Consider the following 18,282-nt stretch of genomic DNA (forward strand, 5'->3'; position numbering starts at 1 on the left):
GCGAGCGGATACCTTACAACTGATTACCTTGCCGGCTGCGCCGGGTGCGGGATTTCTTCCACCGTCTGCCTGTCAATACTGCGCACACTCCAGCCCGGACGAAGGATGCCGACGATGAAACCCCGATGGCCCCCGCTACTGGCCGCCACGCTGATGCTGTTGCTGGCCGGCTGTACCGTCGCCCCCCATGAGCGCAGCTACGGCTACGGCGGCTACAGCTACAGCTACGGTTACGGCAGCCCTTACCACGGTCGCGGGCCCATCATCGTCATGCCCGCGCCGCGGATCGAGCACCGGGGCCCGCCGCCCGGCCCGGGCCATGTCTGGATCGGCGGCTACTGGAACCGCATCGGTGCCCGCCACGACTGGGTGCCCGGCTACTGGGCGCCGCCTGCCCGGCATCCACGGCCGCCGACGCATCCCCAATGGCAGCCCGGCCGGGACCGCATCGAGCACCATCGCGGTGACCGCGGCCGCGAGCCGCCGCGCCTGCGCCCGCCCCCCAAGCCGAGCATCGACCACGGTGCCCGCCCGGATCGTCCCCGCGCACCCGGTTTCGGCGAGAACCGCCGGCCATCCTTCGAAGCGCGCAAAGGCGAGCGCGGCACACGGGCACAGCCGGATTTCCGCCGCGGCAAGGACGTTCGTGACAGCCGCGGCAGGCCCGGCGACAGGCAGCGGCCTTCGCTCCACATCGACCGCCGCTGAGCCCGTGGGCGACATCCCTGCTTCAGCCGGTTGATCCCCCGCCGCATCACGGCGAAAATCACGCCTTCGGCGCCCGCGGGTGCCGAATCGCGGCGTGCAAGGCTTCTGTGCGCCCTCGATCACTCTTTCGGGCAAGACCATGAAGAAATTCTCCTCGCTGCTGATGCTCTCCCTCACTGCCGGTGCCCTGCTGGGCGGCTGTGGCAACAACGACGCCACCCCGGCCGCGCAATCCGGCGCGGCAGCCGCCGTACCGGCGAAGATCGTCGTCGGCCTCGACGACAACTTCCCGCCGATGGGCTTCCGCAACGAGAAGAACGAACTGGTCGGCTTCGACATCGATCTGGCGCGCGAGGCCGCCAAGCGCCTCGGCGTGGAAGTCGAGTTCAAGCCGATCGACTGGAGCGCCAAGGAGGCCGAGCTGAACGGCAAGCGCGTCGATGCGCTGTGGAACGGCCTGACGATCACCGAAGAGCGCCGCCAGAACATCGGCTTCACCACGCCCTACATGGAAAACCACCAGATCATCGTGGTGCCGGCCAACTCGCCGATCAAGGCCAAGGCCGAACTGGCCGGCAAGGTCATCGGCATCCAGGACGGCAGCAGCGCCATCGACGCCGTGCAGAAAGACCCGATCTCCGGCTCGTTCAAGGAACTGAAGCGCTTCGGCGACAACGTCACCGCGCTGATGGACCTGGCCACCGGCCGCCTCGACGCGGTGGTGCTGGACGAAGTCGTCGGCCGCTACTACACCGCCAAGAAGCCGGACGACTACGTGGTGCTGGACGAGCACTTCGGCACCGAGGAATTCGGCGTCGGCACGCGCAAGGACGATACCGAACTGCTGGCCCGGCTGCAGAAGGCCATGGACGAGATGAAGGCCGACGGCAGCGCCGCCCGCATCTCGAACGAATGGTTCGGCAAGGACATCATCAAGTAAGTCCCGGCCGCCCCGTCCCTTTCCTTCTTCGGTTCCGCCGGGCTGGCGACACGGCCCGGCGGACGGGCAGGCCGCATGGACTACATCCTCAGCATCATCGGACCGCTTGCCGAAGGCTCGCTGGTCACCCTCAAGCTGTTCTTCATCACGCTGGCGCTGGCGGTGCCGCTCGGGCTGGCGCTGGCGCTGGTCCGCATCTCTCGCTTCACCGTCGCCAGCCAGGCGGTCAATGGCTACATCTGGCTGATGCGCGGCACGCCGCTGATGCTGCAGCTGCTGTTCATCTACTTCGCACTGCCCTTCGTGCCGGTGGTCGGCATCCGCCTGCCCGACTTCCCGGCGGCGATCGTGGCCTTCGCGCTCAACTACGCCGCCTACTTCGCCGAAATCTTCCGCGCCGGCATCCAGTCCATCGACCGCGGCCAGTACGAAGGCGCCAAGGTGCTCGGCTTCTCCTACGGCCAGACCATGCGCCGCATCGTGCTGCCGCAGGTGGTCAAGCGCATCCTGCCGCCAATGAGCAACGAGACCATCACGCTGGTCAAGGACACCTCGCTGATCTACGTGCTCGCCCTCAACGACCTGCTGCGCGCCGCGCGCGGCATCGTGCAGCGCGACTTCACGATCACCCCCTTCGTGGTCGCCGCCGCCTTCTACCTGCTCATGACTCTGGTGCTGACCTGGTTCTTCCAGCGCCTGGAGAAACGCCATGCCGTCTATGACTGAGGCTGCATCCATCGCCAGTTCGGCAGCAACGAGCCCGATGATTCTCGCCGACGACATCCACAAGCGCTTCGGCAGCCACGAAGTGCTCAAGGGCGTGTCGCTGACGCTGGCCAAGGGCGAAGTGATCGCGGTGATCGGCCCGTCCGGCTCGGGCAAGAGCACCTTCCTGCGCTGCCTGAACCATCTCGAGACCATCGACGCCGGCCGCATCGACATCGAAGGCGACACCCTGGCCGCCAACGATGCGCAAGGCCGCGCCCGCTACGTCGCCGACGCCGAGGTGCGCCGCATCTGCGCGCGCATGGGCATGGTGTTCCAGCACTTCAACCTGTTCCCCCACCTGACCGTGCTGCAGAACGTGGTCGAAGCGCCGATCACCGTCAAGGGCATCAAGCGCGAGGCGATCCTGCCCAAGGCCGAGGAACTGCTGAGGAAAGTCGGCCTGCTCGACAAGCGCGACGCCTACCCCTCGCGCCTGTCCGGCGGCCAGAAGCAGCGCGTCGCCATCGCCCGCGCACTGGCGATGGAGCCCGACATCATGCTGTTCGACGAGCCGACCTCGGCACTCGACCCCGAACTGACCGGCGAAGTGCTGCGCACCATGCGCCAGCTCGCCGACGAGCACATGACCATGCTGGTGGTGACGCACGAAATGGGCTTCGCCCGCGAAGTCGCCAGCCGCGTGGCCTTCATGGACGGCGGCAAGCTGATCGAATCGCAGCCATCGGCAGCGTTCTTCGCCAATCCGCAGCATCCGCGCACACGGGCGTTTCTGGAGAGCATGCTGTGAGGGGCCGCAGCCGCCAATGAGCGGCAGCGCAGTCCGGGCATGCCGGGCAAAAGCCGCAGCAAGGGGTGTGATAGCATGAATTGTGCACCGCAACAATCACGATACCCCTCATCGACTCTAGCCCGGGAGAATGCCCATGTTCGGAAAACTTCTGCGCGCCGGACGCGACGATCCGGCGCCTCCCCTGAGCCTCGCCCTCCAGGGCGGCGGTGCGCACGGCGCCTATACCTGGGGCGTGCTCGACCGCTTGCTGGAAGACGGCTGGCGGCTGGACGGCGTCAGCGGCACCAGTGCCGGTGCGATGAATGCGGTGGCGCTGGCGCAGGGCTGGACCACGGGCGGCGCCGAAGGCGCGCGCGCCGCGCTGGACGCCTTCTGGACGGCGGTGGGCGACAGCACGCCCTTCCATCTCGACCTGATGCACAGCCTGAATCCGGCGCAGGACGGCGGGCTGCCGGCGCCGATGAACATGATGCTGGGACTGGCGCGGCTGTTCTCGCCCTACCAGCTCAACCCTTTCGAGCTCAATCCGCTGCGCGACGTGGTGCGCGCCCAGTTCGACTTCGAGCGCCTGCGGCGAAGCTGCCCACTCAAGCTCTTCATCGCCGCCACTCAGGTGCGCACCGGCAAGGTCCGCCTGTTCCGCACCCGCGAGTTGAGCGAGGATGCGCTGCTGGCTTCGGCCTGCCTGCCCACGCTGCACCACGCCGTCGAGATCGATGGCGAGCACTACTGGGACGGCGGCTTCACCGCCAACCCGGCAATCTACCCATTGATGTACGAGTGCACGACGCCGGACGTCCTGCTCGTGCTGCTGAATCCGCTGCTGCGCAACGACGCGCCGCGCAGCGCCGCGGACATCGCCGCGCGCAGCCTGGAGCTGGGTTTTTCCACCACCTTCCTGCGCGAGATGCGGATGATCGCGCACGCCCGCAGCTATGCCGGCGAAGCGAGCCGCTGGCTGCCGCGCGGACGGCTGGAACGCAAGCTGATGCGCCTGCGCTTCCATCTCATCGACGCCAGGGAACTGGGCGCCATCGGTAGCGACAGCAAGCTCAACGCCTCTACCCGCTTCCTGCTACACCTGCGCGAGCTCGGCCGCGCGCGGACCGGTGAGTGGCTGCGCCGCCACCGGCGAGACATCGGCCAGCGCGAGTCGGTGAACCTGGAGGCGCTGTTCGCCTGAAGCGCCGCGCCAGCTCGGGTCACCGGCGCTTCGAGTCACCCCAGGCGTAAACTTCAGCCACGCGAGCCACGGTCGAAACGGCCGCCGTGGCCGCGCTCGCTGCGCGAGGCCTGGCCTTCACCACGGCCATAACCGCCCGCACTGCGGCGGCTGTCGCCACCCGGACGGCCATAGCCGCCGCCATTGCCGAAACGACGGCCGCCATTGCCCCCCGGACGCGGGCTGGACGGCCGGCGCGGCGCCGGCTCCATGCCGGGGATGGTATGCACTTCCAAACGGCCGCCGGTAAAGCGCTCGATGGCACGGATCAGGCCGGTTTCGCGCGGCCCCGACAGCGTGATCGCGACGCCGTCGCGGCCGGCACGGCCGGTACGGCCGATGCGGTGGACGTAGTCCTCCGCCTGGCGCGGCGGGTCGAAGTTGATGACGTGGCTGATGCCGGCGACGTCGATGCCGCGCGCGGCGACGTCGGTCGCCACCAGCACGCCGATGCGGCCCTGGCGCAGGCGGTCGAGCGTGCGGTTGCGCTGGGTCTGGTGCATGTCGCCGTGCAGCGCGGCCGCGGCAATGCCTTTCTCCTGCAGCGACAGCGACAGTTCGTCGGCGCTTTTCTTGGTGGCGGTGAACACCACCGCCTGCTGCAGGCTGTCGTCGCCGAGCAGGGCTTCGAGCAGGCGGTTCTTGTGGCCGATGTCGTCGGCGAACATCAGGCGCTGCTCGATCTGGCCGCGGTCTTCCTTGGCGACTTCGATCTCGATGCGCTGCGGCTCGCGCGTCATGCGCGCGGCCATGCTGCCCACCACGCCGTCGAGCGTGGCCGAGAACAGCAGGGTCTGGCGTTTGGCCGGGGTGGCGGCGACGATGGCGTCGATGTCTTCGGCGAAGCCCATGTCGAGCATGCGGTCGGCTTCGTCGAGGATCAGCACTTCGACGTCGGAGAGCTTGAGCTTGCGGCGGTTCAGGTGGTCGAGCAGGCGCCCCGGCGTGGCGACGACGACGTCGCACTGGCGCTGCAGTTGCTTGACCTGCGCGAACATCGGCGCGCCGCCGACGAGGCAGGCGGTCCTGAGCCAGCGCAGCGCCTTGCCGTAGGTCTGCACCGCCTTCTCGACCTGCAGCGCGAGTTCGCGGGTCGGCGTCAGCACCAGTACGCGCGGGCCGCAGCCCTGCGCCGGCCGGCGGTCGACGATGCGGTGCAGCGCCGGCAGCGTGAAGGCGGCGGTCTTGCCGCTGCCGGTGTGGCTGGAAACCAGCAGGTCGCGGCCGGCGATGGCGGCGGGAATGGCCTGCATCTGCACCGGGGTCGGCGTCGTGTAGCCGGTCTGTTCGACAGCCTGGAGAAGTTCTGCGGCGAGGCCGAGGTCGTGGAAAGTCATGTTCTTGTCCTGTGTCTGGCGTGCCGGCCTCGATCTGGCGAAGGCCGCACGGATTCGAGCTTCCCTGCAGGGCAGCTCATGGCATCGCGCCGCACCGTGCCAGCCTGGCTGGAACGGGAGCGGAGTCGCAAGGGCAACGAACGCGCGATGGGCGTGGCTGGTCCTGACGGCCGGAGGCCGCAAGGACCGCGCATCGGCACCAACCGGTTGTCACGATGCCAGACGATCGGAAGAACGAATGGGAATTCGGCGGGAGGTCGGGGGCGATGGGGCTGTGGTTACAGTCCCTCGGGCCAGGTCGGCGGGCACCCTCGTCCGCGCCGAAAAACTCCATGGCCCTGCTGCTGCATTGCACAACGCGGCGGAGTATAGCGCTTTTCTTCGCCGCTGTCGCCCGGAAACGGCGAAAGTGCTTGACCATGGGTCGAGCGCGAGACAAGAAAAACGGGCCTGGCGCCCAGCGCTCAGACCCGTTCTGGCGGAGGTCTCCCCCCGCGGGCACAACTTTGCTTACTTGCGCTTACTTGTTGACCGCGGCCTTCAGCGTGGCGCCGGCAGTGAACTTGGGCACGCTGGATGCGGCGATTTCGATCGTCGCACCGGTCTGCGGGTTGCGGCCGGTACGGGCAGCGCGTTCGGAAACCTCGAACGAGCCAAAGCCGGTGAACGCGACTTTTTCACCCTTGCCGAGCTGCTCGGCGATGATGTCGAGCACGGCGGACAACGCACGATCGGCTTGCGCGCGAGAGACATCCAGACGGTCGGCCAGCGCTTCGACGAATTCACCTTTGTTCATGCTTTTCCTCGATTGGTGTGTGTGGAATTTGGGAAGTCCTGTCTACGCGGCGGATTCTAGCACCGTCGCGGCTTGTGGAGCATTTCCCGGCAAACATGCGTGACATCTTCCATGCACGCGGCACGCGCGGCGACACCCGCACGACTCGGACCGGGACTTCCGCGCTATCCTTGTGCCTCGAAGGAATACGCGCTCCGAGGGCCTCATGTCGCAGCACACGCCAGCCGACGGCGACCCGTTCATCCGCATCACCGCTCACCGCCGCGGCGGGTGCATCGTGTCGACCACGATCACCATGCCGGAACAGGTGCCGCCGGGCGCGCTGGCCATCGGGCTTGCTCCCGAAGCCGCCGCCGAAGCCCTCGGCCGGCATTTCTGCCACAGCAACCGGGCCCATGTCCACGCCGTCACCGCCGCCTCTGCCGCCGCGCTCGGCCTGCCTCCCGCGGACTCCGGCAGCCTGCTCGCGGGCGAACGCGAGCTTGCCGCCGAAGCGGCCGACGCTCATCTCCGGAGGCTGCTGATCGACTGGCCGCTGTGCCTGGGCATGGACGCCCGCCCCAGCCGCCATGCCGAATTTCACCGCCGGTTGTCTGCCGGGACCGATGCCGCCGCCTGCTTCGAGCTCGGCGGCGACATCCTCGACCTGGTCTCACGCGAGATGCTGGCCGGCTTCTTCAACAACATCCGCCTGCCGCACAGCATGGCCGAATTCGCCGAACGAGCCAACCGGGGCGGGATTCTGGGCACAGCGCTGCACGAGATGATCAATCTCGGCCCATCCCAGCCCAGCCAAGGGCGGACTGTGCCCATTCTGGGCAAACTGAGTGCCGCGGCCTGGGTTTCCGCCATGGGAGATTGGCCGGCCGCCGAGTTCGTCACCCATCCGACTTTCGCCGGCGAGCCCGCCGAAACCGGCCCCTTGGCACGCCATGCCGTATCGCCCCTGGTCCGGCTGCTGCTCGAACGTGGCCACCGCGTATCGGCGCGGCTGTTCGCCAAGGCGATCGACCTGGCCGATTGCGCCAGCCGGCTGCGCCATCCCTTCACCGACGACGTGCCACCGATGCTCGACGCCGTACAGGCATCACCCGGCATCGGTCTGGCGCGCGTCAGTACGGCGCGCGGCGTGCTGCTGTGCTGGGTGCGCATCGAAGCAGGCCTGGTCGCCGACTGCGCGATCGTCCCGGCCGAGGCCTGGAACTTCCACCCACAAGGGCCGTTTTGCCACGAAGCCTGCAGCGAGACGGCGGAAACACCCCAGGCAGCATTCCACCGCCTGTCACTGCTGGCACTGGCGCTCGATCCCGCTCGGCCCTGCAGCATCGACGTGGCCGACGAAGCACCCAAAAAACGTGGCCGCAGCGCAAACCCGCCGCGCCCCAGGACCGCTCAGGGCGCCAGGCGCCGGTAGCTGCCGCCGAAATACACCAGCGGCGCACGCTCGTCGCGATCGAAGCCGATCACCTCGCTGATGAAGACGACGTGGTCGCCCCCCGCATGGCGCACGGTGTTGCGGCAGATGAAGCGGGCGCAGCAGCCCTTGAGCAGCGGCACGCCGCCCGGCCCCTCGTCGATCTCCAGCCCGGCGAACTTTTCACCCATGCGGCCGGCAAAGCGCTGCGACAACTCGGCCTGGCCTTCGGCCAGCACGTTGATGGCGTAGTATTCGCACCCTTCGAACAGCTCGCGGCTGGGCAGGCTGTTCGCCAGGCTCCAGACGATCAGGGGCGGCTCGAGCGAAACCGAATTGAAGGAATTCACCGTGAGGCCGATCGGCTCGCCCGCCGATGTACGGGTGGTCACCACCGTGATCCCGGTGGCGAACATGCCGAGGGCGTTGCGGAAGCGGCGGGAGAAGTCCTCGCCGGAATCCGGCTGCGGGGCGATCTGCTGGGTCATGGACGAAACGTCGCGGTGCGATCCGCGCCTGTTGGAATGCTGGCGAAGCCGCGGATTATGGCCGCATGCGATCGGCGCGTCGAGGGCAGATGCCATGACGCATGACAAGAAACACAGGAAAAACCGTGACATGAACGATTTTGCCGAGCGCCTGATCAGTTGGCAGCGCAAGCACGGCCGGCACGACCTGCCCTGGCAGGGCGGGCATGATCCCTACCGGATCTGGTTGTCCGAAATCATGCTGCAGCAGACCCAGGTCGATACCGTGATTCCCTATTACACGCGCTTCCTGGCGCGCTTTCCCGACGTCGCCAGCCTGGCGGCGGCACCGGTGGAAGAAGTCATGGCGCTGTGGAGCGGGCTGGGCTACTACGCCCGCGCGCGCAACCTGCACCGTGCCGCACAGGCCATCGTGGCCGGGCACGGCGGCGAGTTTCCACGCAGCGCGGCGGAAATCGCCGGACTGCCGGGCATCGGCCGCTCGACCGCAGCGGCGATCGCCGCCTTCGCCTATGGCGAGCGCGCGGCGATCCTCGACGGCAACGTCAAGCGCGTGCTGTGCCGCATCTTCGGCGTCGAAGGCTTTCCGGGCGACAAGGCGGTGGAGAACCGGTTGTGGGCGCTGGCCGAATCGCTGTTGCCGGCGCGCGAGGTCGGCCGCTACATCCAGGCCCAGATGGATCTGGGCGCCACGCTCTGCACCCGCGGCAAGCCGGCTTGCGAGCGCTGCCCGTTCGCCGGCGACTGCATCGCGCGGCGCGGCAACCGGGTCGGCGAACTGCCGACGCCGCGGCCGAAGAAAACCGTGCCGCGACGCAGCGCCCGCTACGCGGTGGTCCTGCACCGGGAGGCGGTCATGCTGGAGCGCCGCCCGCCGGCGGGCATCTGGGGCGGGCTGTTGAGCCTGCCGGAGATTCCCGCCGAGGTTCCTGCGGAACTTGCCGGTACCAGCGCATGGGCACGCTCGCATTTCGGCTTCGACGCCGTCGAGGCCCGGGCGCTCGGCGCCCTGACCCACACTTTCACCCATTTCGTGCTGGAGATGCAGCCGGTGCTGCTGCGGCTCCGTACCGACACGCGACCCCGTGCCCGGGACGGCGACGCGCTGGCCTGGGTGCCACTGTCGGCGCTGGACGAGGCCGCCTTGCCGGCACCGGTGCGCAGGATTCTCGACGCGCTGGCGGCGCCCGACCTATTCACGGGCTGAGCGCCCCGTCGCCGGCCCGCAGGCTGGCCCGGCGACGGTCGTGCTCAGGCCATTCCCGGCAGCAGGCCGCGCTCCCTCAGGAAGCGCTGCACGATCTCCAGCCGGCTGATCGCATCGTCCAGTTCGAGCAGGCGCTGCCTGGCCAGCAGCGGGATCGGCAGCAGTTCGGCATAGCGTGCGCCGACCCAGGCTGCATCGTCGAAGCGGTGCGGCGGCGGCAGGCGCTCGCCGAGCTCGGCGACGATGCTCTGCAGCAGCGGCAGCAGCTCCTGCTGGGCGGCAGGCACGGCTTGCGACGGCGGCTCGGGCAGCCAGCCCACTTCGGCAACGAGCAGGCCATCGCGCTCGACTTCATGATCGAGCACGCGGAAACGCCGCCCGCCGCGCACCAGCAGCGCGAGCAGGCCGGCCTGCTCCATGTCCCAGCGCTCGATGTGCGCTTCGGTGCCGACCGGATATGGCACCGCGGCTTCGCCGACTTCTTCGCCGGCGGCGATCAGGCAGACGCCGAAAGCCGTGCCTTCGCGCATGCAGCGCGTCACCATGTCCATGTAGCGCGGCTCGAACACCCGCAGCGGCAGCATCCCTTCGGGAAACAGCACGGTCTTGAGCGGAAACAGCGGCAGCCGCTGGGTTTCGGCCTGGATGCTCATCCGCAGGCCTCGCCCGCGCGTGCCGCCGCCTCGCCCCAGCGCGCCATCAAGCGGTGCTCCACGCCCAGCTGGTCCAGGATGCGCGCGACGACGAAGTCCACCAGATCCTGCACGCTTTGCGGATGGTGGTAGAAGCCGGGATTCGGCGGCAGGATGCACACGCCCAGCCGCGCGAGCTTGAGCATGTTCTCGAGATGGATCGCCGAATACGGCGTTTCGCGCGGCACCAGCACCAGCTTGCGCGCTTCCTTGATGACGACGTCGGCAGCGCGCTCGATCAGGTTCTGGCTCAGGCCGCCGGCGATCGCCGCCAGCGTCGCCATCGTGCAGGGGCAGACCACCATCGCGTCCGGCGGATTGGAGCCGGAGGCCGGCGGCGCGAACCATTCCTCGCGGCCGAACACGCGCAACTGGCCGGGCGCGGCGCCGAAGCGGGCAGCCAGCTCGGCCTCGACCTCGGCCGGCCGCGCCGGCAGGTTCCAGTCCATTTCCTGGCGGGCGACGATCTGCGCCACCTGCGAATACAGCAGCCAGACCCGCTGGCCCGCCCGCAGCAGGCATTCGACCAGGCGCAGGCCGTAAGGCAGGCCGGACGCGCCGGTGAAGGCGACGGTGATGGTGCGGGGACTGGTGGCAGGGGAAGCAGAGGGGGCCATCGGCGCTCCTGGGTGAATGCGGGCTGCTGCCGGCTCGACCGGGCCGGACGCGAATCAGCGCAGGTAGTCCGTGATCAGCTCCCAGCGCCCGTTGCGGATCTGCGCCAGACGGCCATGGCGGTTGCCGAGATGATCGTCGGCGCTGAAGCGGTAGGCCGGACTGCCGAAATCGTCGCCGGCGAATTCGATGCGTTCGAGGGTGCGCGCGAACGCCGCGGGCGTCAAGTCGCGCCCGGTGGCCTCGGCGGTGCGCACGAACATGTCGGCCAGGGTGTAGCCCATCACGCTCCAGACGTTGGGCGCGACGCCGAAGCGGGCGCGGTAGCGTTCGATCCAGCCGGCGAGCCGGGGATTGGCGCCTTCGGCATAGGGATGCGGCAGCACGCTGACGCCGTACAGGCCTTCGACCGTGTCGCCGCCCAGTTCGTGGGTCTGGGCCGAATAGCCCGAGGCCGTCACCAGCATGTCGACCTGCCAGCCGATGCGGCGCGCCTCGGCCATCGCCGCGACCGTCTCGCGCACCACCGTCGCCAGCACGACCAGGTCGCAGTCGGCCACGCGCAGGCGCGCGATCTGGCTCGACAGGTCGGTGGCGCCGCGCTTGTAGCCGGTGCGCTCGACCAGCGGCCGCCCGAGCTTGCCCAGCCCGGCCTCGACGCCGCGCATCACTTCCTGGCCGTAGTCGTCGTCCTGGTACAGCAGGCAGCTGCGGCGGTAGTCGCCGCGCTCGACCATGTGCCGCGTCGCCGCTTCCATGTAGTCCTGGTAGGGAGCGAAATTCTGGAACTTGAGCGGGTGCAGCGGCTCGTAGGTGGCCTTGTGCGGCGAGAACGGGAACAGGTGCAGGCGGCCGGCGTCGAGCACCATCGGCATCGTCGCCATCACCACCGGCGTGCCCATGGTGGCGATGAAGGCGAAAGCCTTGTCGCGCTGCACCAGCTTGCGCGCCGCCAGCACGCCGCGCTTGGGATCGTAGCCGGCATCCTCCACCACCAGCCGCAGCATGCGGCCATGCACGCCGCCGGCGGCATTGGCCTCGTCGAAGCGCATCAGCATGCCATCGCGCACCGGCGTGCCGAGCATCGCGATCGGCCCCGACAGGTCGGAAACATGGCCGACGACGATCTCGCGCGCGCTGACGCCGGCCGCGTCGGCGGCATGGGCGGATGCGCCCGCCAGCACGGCGGACAGGGCAAGGGCGAGACGGCGGAGAGCTTTCATCACGGCATGTTTCCTGAGTGGCGCGGCACAGGCGGAGCCTGCCCCGAGGCGCGGATTCTCCGACGATCCATTTCCCCGGACAAGAGGCACGGCTTCAGCGCCCGCTGCCGCCTGCCAGCCCCTGCGGCCGCAGCAGCACCACGCCGACCACCACGGCGCCGAACAGCATCAGCTCCAGCCCGGCGGAGCGCGCCCAATCGCCAGGCAGGGCATCGCGCAGCACCGCGATCAACTGCGGCATCGCCACCACCACCAGCGCGCCCCATGCCGCCCCCGCCAGGCGGCGGGTGCCGCCGATGAACGCCAGCATCAGCAGCTCGAAGGAAAACACCAGGCCGAACTGCTCGGGGCTGATGAAGCCGATCCAGTGCGCATACAGGCCGCCCGCCAGCCCCGACAGCGCACCGCCGACGGCGAAGGCCCGCAGCTTGGCCGCAGCCGGGGCGATGCCGCAGGCGGCAGCGGCGGCTTCGTCCTCGCGCACCGCGCGCCAGGCGCGGCCGAGGCGCGAGGCCAGCAGGCGCGCGCACACGGCCAGCACCGCCAGCAGCACGGCAAGACTGATCGCGGCCTGCGCCGCCGGCGTGCCGGCGGTCCAGCCGGCAAGGCCGAAAGCCGGCACGACCAGGCCGGCTGCGCCATGGGTCAGCGACTCCCAACGCACCAGCAGCTCCTCGACGATCAATGCGAAAGCCAGCGTGCTCATGCCGAAGTACAGGCCGCCGAGCCGCCCGGCCGGCAGGCTCGCCAGCGCGCCGCCCAGCGCGCCGGCCGCGGCGGCAATCGGCAAGGCCGGCAGCGGCGCCACGCCCGCCTGCACCAGCAGCGCCTGGGCGTAGGCGCCGAGCGCGACGAAGGCGCCCTGGCCGAGCACGATCTGCCCCGCCTGGCCGACGATGATGACGACGCCGAGGCCGGCGATCGCGTAGGTCACCACCAGCGTCGCCTGGCCGAAAGCGAAATCGGCGCCCAGCGAGGCCACCGCAAGCGCCAGCAGCAGCGTCCAGGCCAGCAAGGGGCGCAGGACTGCCGCCCGCCTCATCGCCCGTCTCCGCCGCCACGCCCGCCGGCGAGGCCGGTCGGGAACAGCAGCAGAGCCGCCATCAGCAGCACGTAGGGCACGACGTCCTTGGCGCCTTCGGGCAGCGCCAGGCCCGCCAGCGCCTCGGCCACGCCGAGGAACACGCCGCCGGCCAGCGCGCCCGGCAGGCTGGTGAGGCCGCCCAGCACGGCGGCAGGGAATGCCTTCAGCGCGATGAAGCCCATGTTCAGATGCACGAAGGTGATCGGCGCCAGCAGCAGCCCGGCCACTGCCGCCAGACCGGCGCCCAGCGCCCAGGCCAGCGTGTGCATGCGCGCCACCGGCACGCCCATCAGCGCTGCGCTGCGCGCATCCTCGGCGCAGGCGCGCAGCGCGATCCCGGCACGGGTGTGGCGGAAGAAGGCGGCGAGCAGCAGCGCCAGCACCATGGTGGCACCGATCACCCAGAGATGGCTGGCAGCCAGCACCAGCGGGCCGAGTTCGAGCGTGTCGGCGGCGAACGGCAGGCGGTACATGTCCTGCGCGGCCGCCGGCACCGAGGCCACGCCGCCGCGCATCATCATGCCGAGGCCGAAGGTCAGCAGCACCGCGACGAGGTGCGGCTGACCGATGGTCCGGCGCAGCACGGCACGTTCCAGCCCGGCACCGAGCAAGGCAAGCGCAAGCACCGCCGCGAGCGCCGACAGCATCAATGGCCAGCCGGCCGCCAAGTGCAGCGCCAGTCCGGCGAAGCCGCCCAGCATCAGCAGGTCGCCCTGCATGAAGCTGACCGTCTGCGTCGCCTTGAAGATCAGCACGAAGGACAGCGCCACCAGGCCATATACACAGCCGATGGCGATTCCGCTGGACAGGACCTGTAGAAACGCGAGCATGGGGGCAGAGCATAGCCGATCCGCCTGGTACGCCGGCACCGGCAGGCAGACGCCTTGCCGCGGGGCACACGATGCCGATGGAAACTGCGTCTGCCGCGGAGGCGAAATTCAGGCAGGCGCCAGCACGGCACTCGGCGGCAAGGCGCAGGCGGCGCGATATTCGGCGGCGAGCCGTGCCACCAGTTCGGCCACCGCGGGCACGTCGTCGATGGTGGCGACGCCATGGCCCGCGCTCCAGACGTCGCGCCAGGCCTTGGCCTCTTCGGACAGGTCGTGCAGCTTGCCCTTGCCGAAGCCTGCGGCCAGTTCCTCGCGGCGGTAGCCGGCGCGCTCCAGGCTGGGCCACATGAAGTTGGCGTTGGCACCGGAAATGGCGTCGGTGTAGACGATGTCGGCCGGCGTGGATTCGACCACCATCTGCTTGTATTCCGGCTGCGCCATGGATTCGCGCGTGGCGATGAAGCGCGTGCCCATGTAGGCCAGGTCGGCACCCAGCACCTCGACCGCACGGATCGCCGCGCCGTCCGAGATCGACCCGGCGGCCACCAGCAGGCCGTCCCAGAATTCACGGATCTCGCGCACCAGGCTGATCGTGCTCTGGACGCCGGCATGGCCGCCGGCGCCGCCCGCCACCGCGATGATGCCGTCCACACCGGCCGCGATCGCCTTGCGCGCATGATAGGCATGCACCACGTCCGACAGCACCAGGCCGCCGTAGCCGTGCACCACGTCGGCCACTTCGGCGGGATTGCCCAGGCTGGTGATGACGATCGGCACGCGATGGCGCACCAGGGTGGCGAGATCTTCCTTCAAGCGCGCGTTCGACGCATGCAGGATCAGATTGACGCCGTGCGGCGCGCAGGGCGCGGCGGGATTGGCGGCGCGGAAGGCGGCCAGTTCGGTATCGATGCGGGTGAGCCATTCGTCGAGCTGCGCCGCGGGGCGTGCGTTCAGCGCCGGGAAGGTGCCGGCGACGCCGGCCTTGCAGGTCTCGATGACCAGTTCGGGGCCGGACACCAGGAACATCGGCGCGGCGATCACCGGCACGCTGAAACGGCCGTGAAGGCTGGCGGGAAGGCTCATCTGCAGTTCTCCTGTGCGTGTTCTCGCAAGTCGTGCGAGGATGGAAGAACCGACTGTAGCATCGCGGGAGCCGAATTCAAACGATCGTTTGAAATTCGCCCGATGCGCCTGCGGCGAGCCTTCATGCCGTGGCAGACGCGCCACTGCTCCGCGCTGCGGCCGATGCTATGCTCTCGCCGCATGCAAGGCATCGAATCCATCCTCTACGGCATCGGCATCGCCGGCGTCGCCGCCCAGGCGGCTGCCGGCGTGCTCGACGCCGGGCGCAAGCCTTTCGACATGTTCGGCATCGTCGTCGTGGCACTGGCGGCCTCGCTCGGCGGCGGCTCGCTGCGCGACGTACTGCTGGACCGCACGGTGTTCTGGATCGCCGACCAGAGCTACCTGATCGCGGCGATGATCGCCGGACTGGCGACTTTCCTGCTGGTGCGCCGCGTGCGGCTGCCGGCGCGGCTGTTCCTGCTGCCCGATGCGATCGGACTGGCGCTATTCACCGTGTCCGGCACCCAGGCCGCGCTGGCGATGGGCGCGCCATGGCTGGTGGCGAGCCTGATGGGCGTGATCACCGGGGTGTTCGGCGGCATCGTGCGCGACGTGCTGTGCAACGAAGTGCCGCTGGTGTTCAACGGCGAGCTGTACGCGACCGCTTCGTGGCTGGGCGCGCTGTTGCTGCTGGGCTTGATGGCCCATGGCCTCAGCCCCGGCTGGGCTGCACTGGCGGGCGGCATGACCACGCTGCTGCTGCGGCTGTGTGCGATACGCTTCCGCTGGCGCCTGCCGGTGTTCCGCGCGCGGGTTTGACGCGGGGCACCGAAGCGCCCCGCCAGGCCCCGTTCTTCACTCGCCCTCGGCCGGCGGTGCTGCGGGCGCTTCCCCGGCAGGCGCCGCCGCGCTTTCCTCCGCCACCGGCGCCTCGGCTTCGGGCTGGGTGAAGAAGCTGTCGTACACGCCCTGGCGCCACAGCACCAGCGCCGTGATCACCACGGCGAGCAGGAACAGCCAAGTGCCCCACGGCGTTTCCTTTTCCGCGTAGGGGTCGGCCATCGTGCGGGAAGCGCCGGCCGGCAGCTTCGCCACACCGGTCAGGGCGCCGCCGAACGGGATGTTGATGCGCGCGCGGGTGTTGACCGCCCAGCCGTTGGCGTCGAGCAGCGGGCCGAGGTTGCGCTGGCGCAGCTTGAGCCAGGCCAGCAGCATCGACGGCCCGGAAATCAGCAGCACGATGCCGACGACGACGAGCGGCATCTGCCAGGCCGGCAGCGACAGGAAACCGGTGACCACCGCCGCCAGCGCGGTGCCCAGCGCGCCCAGCGCGAGGCCGATGGCGGCGAAGATGCCGGCGAACTTGGCGATGTCGAAGGCCGGCGCGGCAGCGGGCGCCGGCGCCTCGGCCTTCGCGCCGGCATCGGCGACGCGCGCGGCGGCCTTGTCCTCGACCGCCTTGTCGCGCGATGCGGCGAATTTCTGGATCTGGTCGCCGATCATGCGGGCGATGCGCTTGTAGGGCGACCAGAAGGCCTGGCGCACGCTGATCGGCGCCTCGACCACCTGCACCACGCTGGCATGCCAGTCGCGTCCCAGGCGGTCGTAGAACACGCCATTGCGGCCGGGCACCATCATTTCGTCGGCATCGCCGCCGGTCATCGCCGCGACGATGTTCATCGGCGCCTCGCCCTGGCGCACGCATTCGCAATAGACGAGGTAGGTGCCCGAAAGGGGGGCGAGTGCGGCGTGGCGCGCCATGTCCGGCACGCGCAGGCAAAGCTCGCAACTGCGCTGGTCCAGATACAGCGTACCGGCCTGGAAGATGGCCTTGTCGCCAGCGCCGTAGAAATCGCTGAGGGTGACGAAGTTGCGCAGCAGGGTGACGAAGTCGCGCTTGTAGCGCACCAGGCGTTCGAGCGCATCGACCTGGGCGGCGGCGGTTTCGGCTGCCAGGTCGCGCTCGATCAGCGCCGCCAGCTCGGCTTGCGCCGTGCCGGCGAGCAGCTCGCGCAGTTGCCCGGCGTCCAGCGCCGCGACCGGTGTCGCCGGCCGGGCGGCGAGCCAGGCACGGTAGGCATCGAAGCGGGCGGCGATGTCCTGCCATTCGGCATGTGACAGTTCGCTGCGCTCGCCCAGGATAGGTTTCACGACCGTATCGCGCAGCGCCACGATGCGCGCCTGCCAGGCGGGGTTGAGCCCGTCTGCCAGCGGCAGCGCGCGGTCGGCACGGACCTGGGCCAGCGGCAGCGCGGCCACGCCTTCGGCGTCGGTGGCCAGCGCCTGCGGGCTCAGTTCGGCATAGGCCTCGTCGGCGGGGTTCAGCGCATCGGCGGCACGGCCGTCGAAAGCGGCGAGGCGGCAACGGGTGAAGAAATCCTCGATCTTTGCGCGCACCGCATCGAACACCGCGGCGGCATCGGCCGTTCCCTCGCCCAGCGGCAGCACGGTATCCGGGCTGGCTGCGGCCTGGTCGTGCCAGGCGACGGCGTCCTGCACCGCAGCAAAGAAGGCCGACACCTTGTCCAGATCGACGCCGGGCTGGCCGCTGCGGTCCTCGGCGGCACCGAAATGCTCGATGATCAGGCCGATCAGGGCGGCCTGGGCTGCGTTCGCGGCGAATTCGGCGGGCACGATGCCGTCGCCGTTGGCGTGCCCGGGCGCAAAGAGGCGCGAGGGTTCGGCGAAATCGGCCACCTCGATCGAATCGGCCTCCGGCTTGCCCATGTAGGCGAGCACTTTCCGGGCAGTCGCCAGCAGCCTGGCGCCCTCGGAGTGTTCGCCGGCGATCGCTTCCAGCAGCAGGCCGTCGCCGGCATGGAACAGCACCTCCGGTGTCTTGAGCACGGCGCAGAGCCAGTCCGCCGCAGCGATCACCTCCGGCGCGCGGATGCTGCCGTCGCCGTCGCTGTCGAGCAGTTGCAGCGTACGTGTGTCGAATTCCAGGCCGGACGTCGGGCAGGCAAGAACCGACCACAGCTTCTGATCGAGTTCGCCGAGGTGGCGCAGGTCATCCACGTTCTCGATCAGGACTTGGTCGAATCCGCCCGAGCGGAAGAAACGCCACTGGTGACTCTTGTTGTTTTCCTGCTTGCTCATCTGATACCTCTGCCGTGGTTATCTGCTCTCTGCCTGGAGCGCC

Annotated in this window: 17 protein-coding genes and 1 pseudogene; 8 read left to right on the forward strand and 10 right to left on the reverse strand. The window is 69.4% G+C overall.

The annotated features are described in order from the left end of the window. Window positions 1-114 precede the first annotated feature (114 nt). From ACNQFN_RS21665 to ACNQFN_RS21685, 5 genes are all read left to right on the forward strand, one after another. A complete protein-coding gene (locus ACNQFN_RS21665; RefSeq protein WP_418647531.1) occupies window positions 115-708 on the forward strand; it encodes a hypothetical protein in 594 nt (197 codons plus the stop codon). Between the two features lie 139 nt (window positions 709-847). Beyond that, on the forward strand, window positions 848-1,648 hold the full coding sequence (locus tag ACNQFN_RS21670) for an amino acid ABC transporter substrate-binding protein (RefSeq protein ID WP_068635864.1): 801 nt from the start codon (window positions 848-850) through the stop codon (window positions 1,646-1,648). 75 nt (window positions 1,649-1,723) lie between these two features. Then, window positions 1,724-2,374, forward strand: coding sequence for an amino acid ABC transporter permease (locus ACNQFN_RS21675; RefSeq protein WP_068635832.1), 651 nt, complete (start codon window positions 1,724-1,726; stop codon window positions 2,372-2,374). A 37-nt stretch (window positions 2,375-2,411) separates the two neighbouring features. Further along, a complete protein-coding gene (locus tag ACNQFN_RS21680; protein WP_068635833.1) occupies window positions 2,412-3,164 on the forward strand; it encodes an amino acid ABC transporter ATP-binding protein in 753 nt (250 codons plus the stop codon). 136 nt (window positions 3,165-3,300) lie between these two features. Further along, entirely contained in the window at window positions 3,301-4,350 is a 1,050-nt protein-coding gene (locus ACNQFN_RS21685) for a patatin-like phospholipase family protein (protein WP_068635834.1), read from the forward strand. A 53-nt stretch (window positions 4,351-4,403) separates the two neighbouring features. Here the strand turns inward: ACNQFN_RS21685 and ACNQFN_RS21690 are convergent, their stop codons facing one another. Both ACNQFN_RS21690 and ACNQFN_RS21695 read right to left on the reverse strand, forming a co-directional pair. Further along, window positions 4,404-5,726, reverse strand: a complete 1,323-nt coding sequence (locus ACNQFN_RS21690; RefSeq protein WP_068635835.1) for a DEAD/DEAH box helicase — start codon at window positions 5,724-5,726, stop codon at window positions 4,404-4,406. 520 nt (window positions 5,727-6,246) lie between these two features. Then, a pseudogene (locus tag ACNQFN_RS21695) lies at window positions 6,247-6,525 on the reverse strand (HU family DNA-binding protein); the annotation flags it as partial. Between the two features lie 202 nt (window positions 6,526-6,727). Between ACNQFN_RS21695 and ACNQFN_RS21700 the strand changes: the two are divergent. After that, complete coding sequence (locus ACNQFN_RS21700; RefSeq protein WP_418647532.1) at window positions 6,728-7,936, forward strand: hypothetical protein; 1,209 nt, start codon at window positions 6,728-6,730, stop codon at window positions 7,934-7,936. Here ACNQFN_RS21700 and ACNQFN_RS21705 read toward each other — a convergent pair. Then, window positions 7,915-8,424: a flavin reductase family protein gene (locus ACNQFN_RS21705; protein ID WP_068635836.1), complete on the reverse strand. Its 510-nt coding sequence runs from the start codon at window positions 8,422-8,424 to the stop codon at window positions 7,915-7,917. The genes ACNQFN_RS21700 and ACNQFN_RS21705 overlap by 22 nt on opposite strands. A 130-nt stretch (window positions 8,425-8,554) precedes the next feature. On the opposite strand from ACNQFN_RS21705, the gene mutY reads away from it, so the two are divergent. Next, entirely contained in the window at window positions 8,555-9,631 is a 1,077-nt protein-coding gene (gene mutY, locus ACNQFN_RS21710; protein ID WP_068635837.1) for an A/G-specific adenine glycosylase, read from the forward strand. Between the two features lie 44 nt (window positions 9,632-9,675). Here the strand turns inward: mutY and ACNQFN_RS21715 are convergent, their stop codons facing one another. The 6 genes from ACNQFN_RS21715 to ACNQFN_RS21740 form a co-directional block, all read right to left on the reverse strand. Then, complete coding sequence (locus ACNQFN_RS21715; RefSeq protein WP_418647533.1) at window positions 9,676-10,284, reverse strand: LON peptidase substrate-binding domain-containing protein; 609 nt, start codon at window positions 10,282-10,284, stop codon at window positions 9,676-9,678. Beyond that, complete coding sequence (locus tag ACNQFN_RS21720; RefSeq protein WP_068635839.1) at window positions 10,281-10,940, reverse strand: flavin prenyltransferase UbiX; 660 nt, start codon at window positions 10,938-10,940, stop codon at window positions 10,281-10,283. Before ACNQFN_RS21720 ends, ACNQFN_RS21715 begins: the two co-directional genes overlap by 4 nt. A 54-nt stretch (window positions 10,941-10,994) precedes the next feature. Continuing rightward, window positions 10,995-12,161 (reverse strand): ABC transporter substrate-binding protein, encoded by a 1,167-nt coding sequence (locus tag ACNQFN_RS21725; RefSeq protein ID WP_418647534.1) that lies wholly within the window; start codon window positions 12,159-12,161, stop codon window positions 10,995-10,997. 94 nt (window positions 12,162-12,255) lie between these two features. Further along, window positions 12,256-13,203, reverse strand: coding sequence for a branched-chain amino acid ABC transporter permease (locus ACNQFN_RS21730; RefSeq protein ID WP_418647535.1), 948 nt, complete (start codon window positions 13,201-13,203; stop codon window positions 12,256-12,258). After that, window positions 13,200-14,075, reverse strand: coding sequence for a branched-chain amino acid ABC transporter permease (locus ACNQFN_RS21735; protein WP_068635842.1), 876 nt, complete (start codon window positions 14,073-14,075; stop codon window positions 13,200-13,202). Before ACNQFN_RS21735 ends, ACNQFN_RS21730 begins: the two co-directional genes overlap by 4 nt. A 108-nt stretch (window positions 14,076-14,183) precedes the next feature. Continuing rightward, window positions 14,184-15,158, reverse strand: coding sequence for an NAD(P)H-dependent flavin oxidoreductase (locus tag ACNQFN_RS21740; RefSeq protein ID WP_418647536.1), 975 nt, complete (start codon window positions 15,156-15,158; stop codon window positions 14,184-14,186). Window positions 15,159-15,338: 180 nt separating this feature from the next. Between ACNQFN_RS21740 and ACNQFN_RS21745 the strand changes: the two genes are divergently transcribed. After that, on the forward strand, window positions 15,339-15,959 hold the full coding sequence (locus ACNQFN_RS21745; RefSeq protein WP_068635865.1) for a trimeric intracellular cation channel family protein: 621 nt from the start codon (window positions 15,339-15,341) through the stop codon (window positions 15,957-15,959). 36 nt (window positions 15,960-15,995) lie between these two features. Here ACNQFN_RS21745 and ACNQFN_RS21750 read toward each other — a convergent pair whose 3' ends face one another. Continuing rightward, a complete protein-coding gene (locus tag ACNQFN_RS21750; protein WP_068635844.1) occupies window positions 15,996-18,239 on the reverse strand; it encodes a hypothetical protein in 2,244 nt (747 codons plus the stop codon). Between the last annotated feature and the right edge of the window lie 43 nt (window positions 18,240-18,282).

The sequence above is a fragment of the Thauera butanivorans genome, assembly GCF_048398245.1.
Taxonomy (GTDB): Bacteria; Pseudomonadota; Gammaproteobacteria; order Burkholderiales; family Rhodocyclaceae; genus Thauera; species Thauera butanivorans.